Here is a 17074-nt window from a genome sequence, read left to right on the forward strand (position 1 = left end):
ATGCAGGTCGACAGGACCTGACTGTCGACCTGCTAAACTGGAAAAAGCAATGATCGCTCGTCCTCGCAATCGCGCCAAGCTCCTCTTCTCGGCACCGATCTTCGGTTTGTCGTTGGCAGGCCTTGTTCCCAACGCGACGCCCGCCTTTGCCCAGACGCTGCCTACGGGCGGTCAGGTCGTTGCCGGACAGGCAACGGTCGAGACGAGCGGGATGGACATGACGGTCCGCCAATCGACGAGCAAGGCGATCATCGACTGGAAGGGCTTTTCGGTCGCCGAGGGCGCAGCCGTCACCTTCAACAATGGCAAGGACGGTGCGACGCTGAACCGGGTGACCGGCAATTCGGCGAGCATGATCGATGGCATGTTGCGGGGCGAGGGGTCGGTCTACCTGATCAACCGCAACGGTATCGTCATAGGCAAGACGGGTGAGATCAATGTCGGCGGCCGCTTTGTCGGCTCGACCCAGGATCTCGACAATGCGAGCTTCATGGCGGGGGGGAGCCTGACGCTTGCGGGGGCGAGCGAAGCGCCGCTGCTCAACTATGGCAAGATCGGCAGCCTTGGCGGCGACGTCGTCCTGGTCGCCTCCAAGGTCGTCAACGAAGGTTCGATCGACGCCGCGAAGGGCTCGGTGGGGCTGCTGGCGGGCTATCAGGTCGTGCTGCGTGACCAGGCGCTCGATGACGGCAAGTTTGCGGTCGTGGTCGGGGGGGCGGACACGACCGTCACGAACAGCGGCGCCATCCAGGCGGCGGAAGCCGAATTGCGGGCACAGGGCGGCAACATCTATGCGCTGGCGGGCAACACCAGCGGCGTGATCAACGCCCGAGCTGTGTCCGAAAAGGACGGGCGCATCTTCCTGACGGCCGAGGGCGGCGAGGCGCGCATTTCCGGCACACTGACCGCGCGCAAGGCGGATGGCGCGGGGGGGGCGATCGTCGCCACGGCGAAGAACGTGCTGCTCGACAGCGGCGCGACGCTCGACGCATCGGGCATCACGGGCGGGCGGGTGCTGGTCGGTGGCGACTGGCAGGGCGGGGCGGACGCGTCGCTGAAGCTGGTCGGCCATGATGTCGCCAATGCCGATGCGGTCGTGGTGGCGGATACGGCGAAGATCGACGTGTCGGGCAGTGCGGGGGCGGGCGGCAAGGCCGTGCTGTGGTCCGATCGTTATACCAATTTCCTGGGCAAGATCGACGCCAGTGGCGCGACCGATGGCGGTCGTGTCGAGACATCGTCGAAGGGCCTGCTGGTGGCACAGGGCGGCGTGAACGCCGCGGCCGGCGCCGGCCAGGCGGGCGCGTGGCTGCTCGATCCGACCGATATTACGATCAGCGGCGGCACAACGAGCAACGGAAGCTTCAGTGGCGGATCGCCCAATGTCTTCACGCCGACCGCGTCGACGTCCTCGGTGGTGAATGTCGGCGCGATCAACACCAGCCTCAACGCGGGCACCGGCGTCACGATCACGACCAGCAGCGCCGGCGGCGGGTCGGGCGACATCACCGTCAGCGGCGCGATCTCCAAGACGGCGGGGGGCACGGCGACGCTGAGACTGCTCGCGGACCGCAACATCATCGTCAACAGCTCGATCGGTTCGACCACTGGCGCACTTCATGTCACGATGATCAGTCGCGTGAGCGATGGCGCGTCGGGCTATGTCAACGTGGGCGCTGGGATCACGACGAACGGCGGCGATCTGGTGATCGGCGGCGGTTCGGGAGGGGCGACGCGGTCGATCGGCGCCGGCACCACGGCCGGTGTCACGATCGGCGCGGCGATTAGCACCGGGGCCGGTGCCGTCTCGTTGAAGGGGGCCGGCGGCAGCGGTTCTGCGGTCGGCGTCAGCGTCGGGTCGTCGATAACGACGACGAGCGGCAATATCACGCTGGACGGCGTGTCCGCGAATAGCCACGGCATCGAAATTCAGGGCGTCGCGATCAAGACGGGGACCGGCACCACGAATATCACCGGTGAGGCGCTCGCCAGCGGCATCGGCATCAACCTGCTCGAAGGGGCGTCGATCAACAACGACGCCTCAACCACCGCCGGAAATGTTTCGGTGCTTGGCACGTCGAACACCGGCACCGGCCTGATCTTCCGCGGCGGCACGTTCAAGTCCGCCGGGGTCCTGACCCTGAGCGGAATTTCCACCTCGTTCGGCGGCATCTTCCGGTCGTCGAGCAACGCGACGGTGATCTCCGGCGACGGCGGTCTGAAACTCATCGGCCGGGTCGAGAATACGATTTCCTCGGCCGTGGCGGCGAACACCGGGATTTTCCTGGGCGGGACCGGCGCGGTCAGCCTGACGTCGAAGTCCTCCGACACCAGCAAGTCGCCGGTCCTGAGCATCGAAGCGAAGAGCGATTATTCGGGCTTCGTGGTGGGCGACGGCAACGGTGTCGCTGCGCTGACGATCGACGCGGGCAAGGGCGGCCTGACGGTCACGACCACCGGACAGGGCCAGGGCGGATGGGGCTTCCGCGCCCCTGTGGCCGACAGCGGCAGCACGTCCATCACCTCCGCCGGCGCGATCACCTTCGATACCTCCGCATCGATCGATATCGGCGGGACGCTGACGCAGACGGCAGGGTTGGCCTCTTCCATCAAGTCCGCCGGCGCGATCTTCCTGCGTGACGTGGTCACGACGTCGGGGGCATCCGACCTCACGATCGACGCCAAGGGCCTCGTGCGTGCCGAAGCCAACGTGACCGCCCAAGGCTCGCTGACCGTTGCCGGCCCCTTGGGCGTGAATGCTGGCAACGCCGCTTTCACGGCGAAGACAGGCGCTCTGAAGATCACGAGCACGCCGACCACCGGCGCCTATGACATCAGCACAGGCGCCCTGAAGGCCGCGACGACGCTGACCGTCACCGGCAAGAAGAATGTGACGACCGGGACCGTCGACGTCACCGGCCCGAGCGGCGGGGCCATTTCGATGACCTCGGACCAGACGCTGTCGACGCAGGCGATCACCACGGCATCCGGTACCGGCGCGATCGACCTGACCGCGGTGAACGACATCACCCTGGCGGCGATCTCGAAGACCGGCACGGGCGCATCGACGCTGACGGTCAAGTCGGAAGGCAGCATTTCGGCGCCGGGTGCGATCGCCAGCACCGGCGGGGCGCTGAACGTGCTGTTGAACAGCCGGTACAAGGGCGCCAGCACGGGCTTCGTCAATGTCAGCGGCACCGTGACGACCGCCGGCGGATCGCTGACCGTTCAGGGCAGCACCGGCACTGGTACGGACAAATACGCGACCGATCCGTCCAAGGGGGTTGCGCTCAGCGGCGCCATCTCGACCTCCGGCGGCAATGTGACCGTCTACGGTTCGGGCGGGACCACGACGGGCATCCACCTGACAACGACGATCGACGCCGGCGGTGGCAACATCACCCTGGATGGCGTGTCGAACAGCGGCACGGGCATGAACCTGACGTCCACGTCGATCAAGACGATCAACAGCGGCACGATCACCTTCACGGGTGTGTCGACCAGCGGCACCGGCATCGATTTTCCGCTCGACACGACGATCACCGCGGGCGCGGGCAAGCTGAGCTTCACCGGCACGTCGACGAGCGGCTGGGGCATCGGTCTCTATGGCGGGACGTATAGTTCCAATGGCCTGGTCGAATTCAGCGGCACGTCCACCACGGGCGGCGGCATCCTTCGTAACTCCGCCAATCCGACCAGCATCACCGGCAAGAGCGGGTTGTCGCTGACCGGCAAGGTCACGGGGACGTTGTCGGCGGCGGCGGCGACGTCGTCCAACACCGGTATCTGGTTTGCGGGCAGCGGCGCGGTCGGTCTCAACTCGGTTTCGTCGGATACGTCGATCTCGCCGCTGATGAAGATCACCGCGCAAAGCGATTATCAGGGCTTCATCGTCGGCACCTCCGGCACGCCCAGCGTCACGGGCAACCTGACGATCAACGCGGGCACCGGCGGCCTCACCGTCAATACGACCGGAAGCGGCTGGGGCGGCTGGGGATATCGCACCAACAGCTCGAACAGTGGCAGCAGCTCGATCACGTCGGCGGGCGCGATCAACTTCACGACCTCGGCATCGATCGAGCACCGGGGGTCGATCACTCAGACCGCCGGGACTGCGTCGAAGATCCAGTCCGACGGCGCCATCTTCCTGCGCGGGACGACGACGACTGCTGGTGCGTCTGACCTGACGGTCGATGCGGCCGGCAGCCTGACGGCGACCGGCGCGATCACCGCAGAGGGATCGTTGACGCTCAAGGCGCCCAATGGGGTGACCGCCGCCGCGCTGACGGCGAAGACCGGCGCGATCGACGTGTCGAGCAAGCGGTCGGGCACCACCTATGATATCTCGACCGGAGCGGTGGCGGCCGCGACGACGGTGACGATCGACGGAGACCTGAATGTCGGCACCGGGACGATCGACGTCACCGGGCCGAACGGCGGCGCCATCACCGTCACGTCGAAGGGGGCGCTGTCCACCGACGCGATCACGACCACCAGCAGCGGGGACATCACCCTGTCTTCGGCGGCCGATCTGACGGTCGCGAGCGTTACGAAGACGGCCGCTGGGACGGGCGCGTCCACCCTGAAGGCCACGTCCAACGCGGGCATCTCGTTCGGCGGGGCGGTTACGACGAGTGGCGGTGCGCTGAACGTCACCCTGAAGTCGCGCGCGACCGACGCCGCCATCGGCGGCGTCACGCTGAGCGGTGCGGTCACGACCAAGGGTGGTGACCTGCTGATTTCGGGCGGTTCCGCTGACAATGACTATGCGATCGGCACCAATACCGGTGTTTCGATCCTCGGCGACATCTCCACGACCAGCGGCAATGTCACGATCTTCGGCAAGACGGCGGGGACAAACGCCGGCATCGATGTTCGGGCGTTTGTGTTCGGCGGCTCGGGTAACCTGAAGCTCGACGGCAGTTCCACGGGATCGGCGCGCGGCATCAACGTTATCGATAATAATATCATTTCGACGACCGTCGGCGGCAGCACGACGCTGATCGGTACGGCGACGGGTTCAGGAAGCGGAATTGACTTTGGCGTCAACGAAAACGTCCTTGGCGGGACCGGCGGCCTTTCGATTCAGGCAAATTCCAACAGTGGTGTCGCCATACTCATCCCATATGGAACTTACTCTTCCTCGGGCGATGTAAACATTTCTGGCATATCGTCCTCTTCCAATGGTTTATTTGCCGGTACCGGTGCGCCAATACTTGATGGTTCAAGGACCAGGGCCTATGCTAACGAGTTCGGTTCCACAGAAGAAACATACTATAGCTATAATAAAAACCCGCTTGAGATAAAGTCCGGTGGCGGATCGGTTTCGGTCACCGGCAAATCCAATGGCGGCTCTAGGGGTATCCTATATCAAGCCGCAGGTGATCTGAATCTGACATCTGGATCCTCCAAGTCCGTCAAGCTCGAAGCATATTCGGGTGGAGAGGCCATGGGCCTTGGTAAGGCTGGATCCGGAACAGAAGTCGCTTGGACTGATGGTCGCGCCAGACATGATCGTAATATATACTATGATACTACCGCGCCTAAGGTCAACATTTCCGCCGGAAGCGGGGGGGCGACGGTAAGCGCGTACTCCAATGGCGGCGTAGCTTCGACATCGATGCGCGGGATCGGCGCTACCGGTACAAAAACCATTGATGATACGTACAATGGCGTTCAATCGACAGATAACTTTCCCACAGTCACAGGTTACCTCGTCGTAAGTTCAAGCGGTAATACCGTCATAAATTCAACAGGAATTTTCGACATCGGAGGATCTGTCTCGGTTACTGGCGGCGGAACATTCAGCCTGACCGCCCCGGTCGCCGATACCACGAGTCTGCCTATCACGATTGCCGGCAGTGGTGCGTCGACGGTCACGGTCGCCGGCGCATGGACCAGCGGAACCATCTCGACGGATGGCAATCTGACCGCCACGGCGCAATCCCTGTCGACCGCTTCGCTGGCGACCTGGCTTACGCAGACCGGGGCGGGCGTGATGAGCGTCGGCACCGTCGCGGATCTCACGATGGCCGGTAAGATCGCGAAGACGGGCAGCGGCACGGCGTCGCTGACGCTGAAGTCGGCTGGCAATGTGACGGTGAATAGCGGGGCGTCGCTCACGGCGACGACCGGCAAGATGAATGTCACGCTCAACAGCCGCAGCGCGGGGGCGGCCAATGGCGCGATCACGGCCAATGGTACGATCACGACCAACGGCGGCTCGGTCAGCCTGGTCGGCGGGATCGATGGCGTCGGGAACGCCGTCAGCGTCAATGGCAGTGGCGTCACGCTCGCCAATAATCTGTCGACGCTGGGCGGTGACATCACCATCCGTGGGACCAGCACGAATGCGGCAGGCTTCACGCTGAACCGCCAGCTCAATGCGTCCGGTGGCAACATCACCGTCGAGTCCGTTTCCGGCGGAACGTCGACGGGCCTGGATGTGATCACGTCGTCCGTGCAGACCAGCGGGTCGGGGACGATCAGCTTGACCGGTGAGGCCAAGGGGTCGGGGAGCGGCCTCAGCCTGAGCACGGGCCTGACGCTCACCGGCGCCGGCGGCGTGACGCTGTCCGGCACGGCGGTCAGCAGCTATGGTACCGCCATTGCGGGCGCGACGGTGTCGACCGGCGGCAACCTGTTGGTCAACGGCACGTCGACGACCGGCGTCGGAATCTGGCGCAACAGCTCCAGCGCGACCAGCCTGACCGCGACGGGCACGCTGAAGCTCGACGGCAAGAGCACCAGTGCGTCGTCCAGCCTCCAGGGCATATTGGCGGACGGCAGCGGCGCGTTCAACCTGAAGACGACCAATGGTCTGATGACCATCAACGGCGAAGGCGGTGCGCTGTCCGGCGGGTCCAGCTATACCGCCGCTGCGATCGAATTCGGCAATTCGTCAAGCCCGTCGACCGTGAAGATCGAGGCGGGCACCGGTGGCCTGACCTTCTCCGGAACGTCGGCGGCGACAGCCACCAACTTCATCGATGGCTATGGAACCGCCACGACGATCACGTCGGGCGGTGGCATCACCGTGACGGGCGACAAGAGCGTCTATCTGCGAGCGGACACGACCCAGACGGGCGCTGGCGCAACGTCGCTCACGACAACGGCGGGTGATCTGCGCTGGGGGGGCATCGCCCAGAATGCCGCCGGCGGGATCACGATCAAGGCGGATGCCGGCTCTGTGACCCTGACCGATGACCGGGTCCGCGCGAACGGGACGCTGGACGTGACGGCCGGCAGCGGGGCCGTGCAGAGCGCGGCGCTCACCGCCAGCAACGCTATGACCGTCAGCGCGACCGGGAGCATTTCGACCGGGGATATCTGGGAAACCGGCTGGGGTGCGATCAAGGTCACGGCAGGCAGCACCCTGACGACCGGCGCAATCAAGGCGGACGGTGCCGGCAATATCGACCTGACGGCCGGGGCGGATCTCACGACCGCGCAAATCACGAAGACGAACCTGGGGACGGCAGCCTCCAAGCTGACGATCAAGTCGACGGGCAGCATCACCACCGGCGGCACGATCACCAGCAACGGTGCGGCGCTGGAGACGATCTTCAACAGCCGCAGCGCCGATGCCGCCACGGGGACGGTCACCATCTCCAACGCGGTGACGACGGCCGGGGGGGCGATCACTATTCGCGGCGGCTCCGCCGCGCTCGCGGGCACGGGCGTCCCGACCGCGAACTACACCGATTTCGTCAGTGCGCTCAGCGCTACCGGAACGGGCGTGCAACTCGTCGGTAGCCCGTTGAACGCGGGCGGCGGCAACATCGTAATTCGGGCCTACGCGACCGGCGATGCCCTCAGCCTCGGCGCGGGCCAGACGATCGAGACGACGGGGTCAGGTACGCTCTCGATCTATGCGGCTGGCACGACCGGCGGCATCAAGAACCTGGGTGGCACGTTCAGGACGGTCAATGGCGATCTGACACTCTATGGCGCAGCGCGATCGAGCGGCAGCGGCGTTCTTCTGGGCAGCGGTGCAGCCCTGAAGACGACCAAGGGCAGTGTCTCCATATCCGGAAGCGCGCTGGGCGCGTCCGTGACCGGCAGCAGCGGCGTGACCATTTCGGGCGGTGCTGAAATCAGCGACCTCGCTGGGAATACGAATGATATTGGGGTGCTTGGCGTCAGCGGTACGGGCGCATCCGGCTACGGCGTCAGCATCGATGGCGGTGCCATCAAGGCAGTGACGACCGGGACCATTACCGTCAACGGCACTGCTGCGGGCAGCGCTTCGACCACGCATGGCGTGTATCTGAACGGTACCGGCACGTCCGTGCCGATCTCGATGCAGGGCAGCGGCGCCATCAAGGTGATCGGCGCCGCGAACGGGGCCGGGTACGGGATCTTCCAGGGCAATAGCGGGGCCGCCGTCATCGGCGGTGACTCGATGACCGGGCAGATCACGCTCAAGTCGTCGAAGATGATGTTGAACGGCACCGGCGGCGCGCTGTTGCCCAAGACGACCGGAAAGCTCCTGTTCGCGGCGCTCGATAACGGGGCGCTGACCATCGACGGCAATGTGCTCGCCTCGATCATCACCGCCAATGATCTGCGTTATGGCGGGAATGGTGCGAGCAAATATGCGACGCTCCAGTTCGGCGATGAGAACACCACGTCGCTGAACTTCAACTCCGTCAGCGGATACAACAATATCGCCCGCACGGTGGCGTTCGGCGCGGCGCAGAATGTCGCGTTCGGCGATGGCGGTGCGGGGCCGCTGACGATCCAGGGTATCTCGCTCGTCAGCGCGACCTCCACCAGCAACGCGTCGATCACCCAGACGGTCGACCTCATCACGAACAAGCTGACCGGTACGGCCGGTAACGTGCTTCTCACGCGGCTAGGGAACCAGATTGCCGAAGTCGGTAATCTGAAGGCCACCGGCAATATGATCGTGACCAGCGGCACGGCGATGTCGGTGAGCGGGGATAACAGCATGGCGACGGGCGTCCTGCGTTCGCTCGCCGATCTGACGCTGGCCTCGGGCGCCAAGGTCGCGGCGTCCGGCGTCGACTCGGTTGCGCCGCTCCAACTCGTAACGGGCACCCGCTTCATCAACAATTCGACGTCCGACGCGCTTTCGACCCCGCAGGGTCGCTGGCTCGTCTGGTCGCAGGATCCGAGCAACGACACGACGGGGAGCCTGCCTTATTCGTTCATCCAGTATAGCGCGGGCTACACGCTGAGCCGACCGGCCGGTTCGGGCAACGGTCTGCTCTATGCCATGGCGCCGCTGGTGACGGTGACGCTGACCGGTACCTACAGCCGGGAATATGATGCGACCGACACCGCCAATCTCGGGCAGGCCAATTATTCGTTCTCGGGCTTGCTGAACGGCGACACCGCGACCGCCTTCTCGATCGCGCGCTTCGACACCAAGAATGCGGGCACCGGCAAGACGATCACCGCGGACGATCTGTCGCTCGTCACGCGCAACAATGGCGTCCGCATCTACGGGTATCAGCTCGCCAATACGAGCGCCACGGCCACGATCGGGACGATCACGCAGAAGGCCCTGAACGTCAATTTCGGTGGGACCGTCAGCAAAATCTATGACGGCGGCGCTACCGCGACCACGACGGCAGCCAATTTCCAGGTGAACGGCGTCATCGGCAGCGACGCCGTGACGCTCAACCGCGGCACGGCGACCTATGCCGACAAGAATGCCGGGTTCGGCAAGACGGTGAACGTCACCGGCCTGTCGCTCAGCGGCACGGATGCGGGCAATTACTCCGTCGCGTCCACCACGTCGGCGCTGAACGGCGTGATCACTGCCAAGACGCTGACGGCGGGTTTCACCGGTAGCTTCAGCAAGACCTACGACGGGTCGACTCTGGCCCTTTTTGGCGTCTCCTCCATATCCCTGACCGGCGTGGTTAGCGGCGATACCGTCAGCCCCGGATCGAGCGCCCTTGCGGTCTACGACGACAAGACGGTCGGCACTGGCAAAAGGGTGACGATCAGCGGCATCACGCTTTCGGGCTCAAGTGCCGGCAATTACACCGTGGCGAACTCGCTGATCGTCAATAGCGGCGTGATCACCGCCAAGGCGCTGACGCTGGGCCTGACCGGCACGGTGTCCAAGGTCTATGACGGGTCGGCGACGGCGAGCCTTTCGGCCGCGAACTACAGCCTTTCGGGGATCATCGGCAGCGATGCCGTGACCTTGGGCACGGGATCGGCATCGTACAATGACAAGAACGCCGCTGTCGGCAAGATCGTCACCGCGACAGGTCTGTCCCTGAGCGGTGCAGACGCAGCCAACTATTCGATCGGCTCCAGCGTGTCGGGCAACATCGGCACGATCACGGCCAAGACGCTGACCGCCAGCCTGGTCAACCTGACCAAGACCTATGACGGAAACGCGACGGCGACCCTGGGGACGACCGACATCTCGCTGTCCGGCAAGATCGGCAGCGACAATGTGACCCTGGGCAGCGGCGCGACTGCGGCCTATGTCGACAAGAATGCCGGCACCGGCAAGGCGGTGACGGTCAGGGGCCTCAGCCTGACGGGTAACGACGCGACGAACTACGCGCTGGCGGCGACGACGCTTACGGGCACGGGCGCGATCACGGCGAAGGCCCTGTCGCTCTCGCTGACCGGCAGCGTCAGCAAGGTCTATGACGGCACGACGACGGCCGCGCTGACGTCCGCCAACTATGCGCTGTCGGGCGTGGTGGGTAGCGATGCTGCGACCCTGGTGGCGGCGACCGCGGCCTTCAACAACAAGAACGTCGGTAACAACAAGGCGATCAAGGTTTCCGGCGTCTCGCTGACCGGGGCGGACGCAAGCAACTACACGCTGGCGACGACGGTATCGGGCAATATCGGAACGATCATCCGCAAGGATTTGACGCTGACCCCGGTCACGGACACGAAGGTCTATGACGGGACCAACAGTTCGTCGAAGACGGTGCTGGCGAATGGTCTCGTCGCGGGCGATACCTTCGTGGCCACCCAGATTTTCGACACCCGCGATGCGGGCGCGCGCAAGCTGAGCGTGTCGGGGTATAATATTTTCGACACCTTCGGCGGCGGCAACTATACCGTCACCTTCGGCGACTCCGTCGACGGGTCGATCACGCAACGTGCCATTACCGCGACGGCCAACGCGAACAACAAGGTCTATGACGGCAGGACCGCCGCTACCGGTTCGATCACGCTGCACGATGTCGTCGACGGCGACATCGTCGAGGGAAGCGGCGGCACGCTCGCCTTCCTCGACAAGAACGCGGGCGTGGGCAAGGCGGTGACGGCCAGCGGCTGGGCGCTGTCGGGCATCGACTCGCTCAACTACACGCTGGGAACGGTGTCGAACGGCGTCGCCAACATCACCAAGGCGGCGCTGTCGCTGACGGCGGCTGCCGACAGCAAGATCTATGACGGGACGACCACGTCGGGCGGCACGGTCACGGCGACGGGCCTGGTGTCGACCGATACCCTGACCTCGGCCACGCAGGCGTTCGCCAGCAAGGACGCAGGCAGCCGGGCGCTGAAGGTCGCGAACTACGCGATCGACGACGGCAACGGCGGCGGCAACTATCTGGTCACGCTGGTCGACGCCAGCGGCACCATCTCGCGCAAGGACCTGACGGGCGAACTGACCGGTACGGTCAGCAAGATCTACGACGGTACCGACACCGCGACGGTCAGCGGATCGAACCTGACCGGCGTCGTCCGTGGCGATCTCGTCACGCTGTTGAGCACCAGCGCGACCTATGCCGACAAGAATGCCGGCACGAACAAGACGGTGACCCTGTCGGGCATGAGCCTGACCGGGACCGACGCCGACAATTACAGCCTTCTTTCGAATTCGACCTCGGCCGATATCGGCGCGATCATCGCGCGCACGGTCACGGTCGGCGTCTCGGGGCGCGGCGCCAAGATCTATGATCGCACGACCACCCTCGGCGCCAGCCAGCTGGGAACGCTGACCTTCACGGCGGCGGACGGCGATTCCGTCACCCATGACATGTTGCTGGCCGATGGCGTATCGCTCCTCACCTCGGGCGTCACGGGCACGCTGGCGGATCGGAACGCGGGGACGGCCAAGGGCGTCACGTTGACCGGGTATACGCTGTCGAACAATGGCGCGGGCAACTACGTCCTCGCGTCGAACACGGTGGCGGGCCTGGCCGATGTCTCCCGCGCGGCGCTGACGCTGACGGCGGCGAACGACAGCAAGACCTATGACGGCACGACCACGTCGGGCGGCAGCGTCGGCATCGCCGGCCTGATCACCGGCGACAGCGTGACTGCGGTCCAGCGCTTCGCCAACAAGGACGCCGGTTCGCGTGCGACGGTCGTCGACACCTTCACGCTCGATGACGGCAATGACGGTGGCAATTATGCCGTGACCCGGGTCGACGGCGTCGGCACCATTGCCAAGCGGATCGTCACGACGACGATGACCGCCAACAACAAGGTCTATGACGGGACCACCACGGCGACCGGCACCTTTGCCGCACTCACCAATGTGGTAACCGGCGATTCGCTGGGCGTGAGCGCGACGCTCGACTTCGACACGCGGAATGCGGGCACCGGAAAGGCCGTGAAGGCATCGAACGCGAGCCTGACCGGTGCGGACTTGCGCAACTACACGCTGGCGACGATCGCTGACGGGACGGCCGACATCACCAAGGCGTCGCTGATCCTGCGGGCGTCGAACGACAGTCGCGAGTATGACGGCTTCACTACGTCGATCGGCTCGGTCACCGCAATCGGGCTGATCGGCAGCGACAGTGCCAGCGCCAGCCAGTCGTTCGACAGTAAGAATGCCGGTGCGCGCACGCTGCGCGTCAATGCCGGCTATGTCGTCGACGACGGCAACGGTGGCGGCAACTATGCCGTCACCCTCCAGACTGCGGCGGGTGCGATCACGAAGCGCGTGCTCACCACCACCGTCGCGGTCGACACGAAGGAATATGACGGCACGACGGCGGCGACGGGTACGTTCGGCGACCTGAGCAATGTCGTCTCGGGCGATCGGGTCGACCTGACCGGGGGTACCCTGACCTTTGCCGACCGTAACGCCGGCACCGGCAAGGCGGTCAATATCACTGGCGCGGTGCTGAGTGGTACGGATGCGGCCAACTATGTCCTCAACAGCCTCGGCACCGGTACCGGTGCGATCACGGCGAAGGCGCTGACGCTCAACGCGGTCGCCGACACCAAGGTCTATGACGGCACCGACCGTTCGGCGGGTATCGTTCAGGCGGTGGGTCTGGTGAGCGGCGACGCCCTGATCGCGACGCAGACGTTCGATGCCAAGAACGCCGGGGCTCGTGCGCTGCAAGTGGCGACCTATGCGGTCGGCGACGGCAACGGCGGCAACAACTACGTCGTCTCGCTCGGCCAGGCGGTCGCGGGTGCGATCACGAAGAAGGTGCTGAGCGCCGACGTGACCGCCAACGACAAGGTCTATGACGGCACGACCACCGCGACCGGTACCATCAATGGGCTGAGCGGGGTCGTGGACGGCGACACGGTGTCGGTCGATCTGTCCAGCGGCGTGCTGGCGTTCCTCAACCGGGACGCGGGCACCGGCAAGGCGGTGACGGTCGGCGGGCTCACCCTTTCGGGCGTGGATGCCGACAACTACCAGCTTGGGGCGACGGCCAACGGTTCGGCCAACATCACCAAGGCCACGCTCACCCTGACGGCGAGCGGCGACACCAAGGTCTATGACGGCACGCGTCGGTCGAATGGGACCGTGACCGTGACGGGCCTGATGGGAAGCGATACCGCCACCGCGACGCAGGCATTCGCGACCAAGAATGCCGGTGCGCAAACCCTGAGTGCCGATGTCTGGACGATCAGCGACGGCAACGGTGGAGGGAATTACCTCATCGCGAAGACCGACGCGGTCGGTTCGATCTCGCAAAAGTCCATCACCGGCGGACTGACCGGTGTGCTCAGCAAGGTCTATGACGGAACCGATACGGCCACGCTGACCGGCACCAATCTCGACGGTGTCATCGCGGGCGACCTGGTTTCCGTATCGGCGACCAGTGCGCGCTATGCCGACAAGAACCGTGGCACCAACAAGACGGTCACCGTATCGGGCATGACGCTGGGCGGCGACGATGCCGCCAATTACGCTCTTCAGTCGACGACGGCGTCCGCCGATATCGGCACCATCCTGGCGCGACAGGTCGCGGTGACCACGAGCGGCAGTGCCGCCAAGACCTATGATGGCCTGGATACCATCACGGCCGCGCAGTTGGGCTCGCTCGGGTTCGTCCTGGCGGATGGCGATGCCACGACCCAGGCCCTTCTCGCCGGGGAGAATGTTCGGGTCGATACGTCGACCGTGACGGGCCTGTTGGCAAACCGCAACGCTGGCAACGGCAAGATCGTCACCCTGTCGGGCTATACCCTGACCAATGACGCGGCGGGCAACTACGTCCTCAGCAACAATTCGGTCCAGGGTTCCGCTGACATCGCCAAGGCGGCGCTGACGTTGACGGCAAGCGCCGATAGCAAGACCTATGACGGGTTGCGCAACTCGGCGGGGGTGGTCGGGATCAGCGGGCTGGTCACCGGTGACACTGCGGAAGCGACGCAGGCCTTTGCCAGCAAGAACGCGGGCGACCACGCCCTCAGCGCGGACAGCTGGACGATCAGGGACGGCAATGACGGCGGCAACTACGCCGTCACCAAGGTCGATGCCGTCGGCACGATCGCCAAAAAGGTCCTGACGGGTCAGATCAGCGGCACTTTCAGCAAGGTGTATGACGGCACGGACACCGCCGTCCTGGCGGGGGCGTCGCTAGACGGCGTCGTCCGTGGTGACGATGTCGCGGTGTCGAGCACGGGCGCGACCTATTCGGATAAGAATGCCGGTAGCAACAAGACCGTGACGATCTCGGGCATGAGCCTGGGCGGCGCGGATGCGGACAATTATGCCCTGCGCGCCGGTGCGGCGTCGGCGAACACCGGCACGATTCTGGCCCGGACAGTCACGATTGATGTATCGGGCCGGGGTGCGAAGACCTATGACGGCGGCACCGTGCTGGGAACGAACGAACTCGGCTCGCTGGTCTTCCTGGCAGCGAGCGGGGACACGACGACGCAGTTCCTGATGGGGCAGGACGGGGTCAGCCTGGATGCCTCAAGCGTGACGGGCACGCTGGTGGATCGCAACGCGGGCACCGGCAAGAGCGTGACGCTGTCGGGCTATGGTCTCCAGAACAATGCCGTCGGCAATTACGTGCTGCCCTCGACCAGTGTCGGCGGGCTTGCCGATATCGCGCGTGCAACGCTGGTGCTGACCGCCGCAGGCGATGCCAAGACCTATGACGGCACTGAGGCGTCTTCGGGTCTTGTCACGTCGAGCGGCCTGGTGACGGGCGACACGCTGAGCGGTCTGGTCCAGGCGTTCGATACCCGCAATGCGGGTGACCGGGCGTTGAAGGTCACCGGCTACACTCTCGACGACGGCAACCTGGGGGCGAACTATGTCGTCCAACTGCGGGACGGCGTCGGCAATATCGCCAAGCGTCAACTGACCACGAGCGTCACGGCGAACAACAAGGTCTATGACGGCACGGTGGCGGCCACCGGCACGTTCGGCAGGCTGAATAATCTGATCGTGGGCGACAGCGTGGCGGCGACCGCCACTCTCGCCTTTGCGGATCGCAATGCGGGCGCGGCCAAGGTCGTAACGGTGTCGAACGCCGGGCTGACGGGCGCGGATGCGGGCAATTATACGCTCGCCGCGCTTGCCGACAGTGTGGCCGACATCACCCGCGCCTCGCTGGTCCTGAGCGCCTCGGCGGAGAGCCGCGAATATGACGGTTTAAGAGCTTCGTCGGGCATCGTCCGGGCGACCGGTCTGGCAACCGGCGATAGCGTCGTCGCCACTCAGTCGTTCGACAGCAAGAATGCCGGTGCCCGGACGATCAGCGTCGATGGCGGCTATGCGGTCAGTGACGGCAATGGCGGCAACAATTACGTCGTCGCGCTGGCGAATGCCGCCGGTACGATCACCCGTCGCGTTCTCACCACAACGGTGAGCGTGGACACCAAGGAGTATGACGGCACGACGTCGGCGACCGGCACGTTCGGCTCGCTGAACAATGTCGTGACGAACGATAGTGTCAGCCTGTCGGGTGGCGTATTGACGTTCGCGGACCGCAATGCCGGGAGCGGTAAGGCGGTCAATGTGAATGGCGCAGCGCTCGGGGGTCCCGATGCCGCCAATTATGTGCTCAGCACCCTCGGTACCGGGACCGGCACGATCACCGCAAAGGCGCTGACCCTCAACGCCGTGGCGGACACGAAGGTCTATGACCGCCTGACCGCCTCGGCGGGTCGTGTGCAGGCGGTGGGCCTTGTCGCGGGTGATGTGGTCAACGCGACGCAGTCCTTCGACGATCGGAACGCGGGCGATCGCACGATTTCGGTCGATGGCGGCTGGGCGGTGGCCGACGGCAATGGCGGCAACAATTATGTCGTGACCATCGGCAACACGGCGTTCGGCACCATCCTGCGCAAGGAAGTGCAGGTCGGCTCTCGCGTCTCGGACAAGGTGTATGACGGAACCGTCGCCGCCACAGGCGTCGTGACCGGCCTGTCGGGCGTCGTGAGCGGCGACACTGTCGATGCGGACGGTACCGGCGTGTTCGCCTTTGTCGATCGCCATGCCGGTAACGGCAAGGCGGTGACGGTGAGCGGCATGACGCTGACGGGCGCGGATGCGGGCAACTATACGCTCGGTTCGGTCGCCAACGGCACGGCGAACATCGCCAAGGCGGTACTGACGCTGACGGCGAGCGCCGATAGCAAGATCTATGACGGAACGCGCAGCTCGACCGGCGTGGTCGGGATCACCGGGCTGGTCGGCGGCGACACCGCAGAGGCGACGCAGGTCTTTGCCAGCAAGAATGCGGGTAGCCAGGCCCTGAGTGCCGACAGCTGGACGGTCGCCGACGGTAACGGCGGCGGCAACTACACGATCAGCAAGGTCGATGCCACGGGTACCATCTCCAAGAGGCAGTTGACGGGCGACCTGAGCGGTACGGTCAGCAAGGTCTATGACGGCACGACGATG

General features: G+C 65.0%; 1 protein-coding gene. It reads left to right on the forward strand.

All coding sequences use genetic code 11. The annotated features are described in order from the left end of the window. Positions 1-49: 49 nt before the first annotated feature. On the forward strand, positions 50-17074 hold a 17025-nt coding region (locus tag SM191_RS06080; protein ID WP_341505392.1), incomplete at its 3' end, for a YDG domain-containing protein.

The organism is Sphingomonas sp. 2378 (assembly GCF_038084995.1).
In the GTDB taxonomy this organism is placed as follows: domain Bacteria; phylum Pseudomonadota; class Alphaproteobacteria; order Sphingomonadales; family Sphingomonadaceae; genus Sphingomonas.